Annotated in this window: 1 protein-coding gene and 1 pseudogene; both read left to right on the top strand. The window is 65.8% G+C overall.

All coding sequences use genetic code 11. From position 1 onward, the window contains the following. Nucleotides 1-1,135: pseudogene (locus D180_RS08625) on the top strand (hypothetical protein); the annotation flags it as partial. 118 nt (nucleotides 1,136-1,253) lie between these two features. Then, nucleotides 1,254-2,309, top strand: a 1,056-nt coding sequence (locus D180_RS08620; RefSeq protein ID WP_017912475.1) for a tryptophan halogenase family protein, incomplete at its 3' end; no start/stop codon positions are given.

The following is a 2,309-nucleotide window of genomic DNA, read 5'->3' as shown; positions in this document are numbered from 1 at the left end:
TGCCTGGCAGCCGCGCCTGGGCTTCTCCTACGACTTCTTCGGTGACCAGTCCGCCGTGCTGCATGGTGGTGCCGGGCGGTCCTACGACCGCAATCTGTTCGAACAGATGGCATACGAAACCAGCAAGGCGGCGCTGTCGCCGGTCGCGGTGTTCTTCCAGAACCCCGCCACCGGGCAGTGCTATCGCAGCGGCCGCGTGTGCGTGCCATGGGATACGAAGTACCTTAACGGCATGGATAACCTCAATGCCATTTCCGGCGTCAGCGGCAGCGGCGAGTTGTTCATGTTCAACAACCACCTGAAGACCCCGTACAGCGACCAGTACAGCATCGGCATCAGCAACCAAGTCGGCGATTGGCTGACCGACGTGACCGTGCAGCGCAACCTGAGCTACGACGGTTTCGCTATGTCGCTGATCAACCGCTATCCGGACGGTTCCTACTTCGATGCGACCGGTAGCGCGCCGTGGGGTCAGCCGGTGCCGGGCTACAAGAACACCATCATCGGCATGAATGGGTTGGAACAGCGGACCACCCAGGTGCTGCTGTCGGCGGAGAAGCCCTATACCAAGGAATCGGGCTGGGGCCTGACCCTGTCCTACACGCATACCAACGCGCGTCAGAACCGCAACATCGACGAGCCCTTCGCCTTCGACAAGGCCACCATCCACGACTATCCGTTCGTGAAGTCCGACGCCGTCGCGGGCCACCGCTTCGTCGCGTCTGGTTCGATCGACGGTCCGTGGGGCATGACCTTCGGTGCCAAGGTGGTGCTGGCGACGCCGGAGCCGATCAACACCATCGCCTGCTATGGCCACACGGATGCGGACGGCGCGACCTGCCAGCAGGTCGCTGCGATTCCGCCGGGCAATGGCAAGTTCCTGGTCGGCGGCAAGATCTGGGGCTACCGTACGGTCGACTTCCAGGCGTCGAAGGACTTCTCCGTGTACAAGGACTTCAAGCTGTCGGCGCGCGTGAATCTGCTCAACGCCTTCAACTTCAAGAACTACAACACGTACGTCTACAACGACTTCGGCAGCAACGGCCGGTACGATCCCAACATCAGCATCAACAAGACCGGCGACATCATGTACGTGCCGCGGACGGTGACCTTCGAGATCGGCGCCAAGTTCTGATCCACCGCATGGCCCACGCGCGTGCCCGACCGGCGCGCGTGGGGTTTCAACGGACGGGGCCGCGTGGCCCCGTCCGCGTTTGTGGTCGCCTCTTTCCTCGGTACAGGACCCTGCACGCATGATCGCCGCCCCTCTCCGCAACCTGGTCATCGTCGGCGGCGGCACTGCCGGCTGGATGGCCGCTGCCGCGCTGGCGCGTGTGCTGGGCCCCGACTACCGCATCACCTTGATCGAGTCCGAGCAGATCGGCATCGTCGGCGTCGGCGAGGCCACCGTGCCGCACATCAAGGCCTTCAACAATCTGCTCGGCATCAACGAGGCCGAGTTCGTGCGCCACACCCAGGGCAGCTTCAAGCTCGGCATCGAATTCGCCGACTGGCAGCGCCCGGGCACGTCCTACGTGCACGGCTTCGGCACCGAGATCGGGCATCCGCTCGGGCTGCTGCCGTTCCAGCAGTACTGGTTCAAGCAGGCGCTGGCCGGCAAGGCCAGGCCGCTGGGCGCCTATACGCTCAACACCGTCGCCGCCAAGCGCGACCGGTTCATGACCTCGGCCACGGATGTGCCGCCGAACTCGCCGCTGGCCAACATCGCCTACGCCTACCACTTCGATGCGGCGTTGTACGCGGGCTTCCTGCGCCGCTACGCCGAACAGCGCGGGGTGACCCGGCGCGAGGGCATCGTCGAGGAGGTGCAGCTGCATCCGGAATCGGGCGATGTGCTTTCGGTGCGGCTTGCATCGGGCGAGGCGATCGCCGGCGACCTGTTCATCGATTGCTCCGGCTTCCGCGGCCTGCTGATCGAGCAGGCGCTGCACACCGGCTACCACGATTTCAGCCACTGGCTGCCGTGCGATCGCGCGCTCGCTGTGCCCTGCGCCAAGGTCGGCCCGCCCACGCCGTACACCCGCGCCACCGCGCGCGCGGCCGGCTGGCAGTGGCGCATTCCGCTGCAGCACCGCACCGGCAACGGCTACGTGTACTGCAGCGCGCACATCAGCGACGACGAGGCCGCGGCCACGCTGCTGGCCAACCTCGACGGCCCGGCGCTGGCCGATCCGCGGCCGCTGCGCTTCGTCACCGGCCGCCGCAAGCAGGTGTGGAACCGCAACGTGATCGCGCTTGGCCTGGCCAGCGGCTTCATGGAGCCGCTGGAATCGACCAGCATCCACCTG

Origin of the sequence: Xanthomonas sp. SHU 166 (genome assembly GCF_000364685.1) — a bacterium.
GTDB lineage: Bacteria > Pseudomonadota > Gammaproteobacteria > Xanthomonadales > Xanthomonadaceae > Xanthomonas_A > Xanthomonas_A sontii.
Note: the sequence above shows the minus strand (reverse complement) of the source record. Positions and strands in the feature narration are given on the sequence as shown.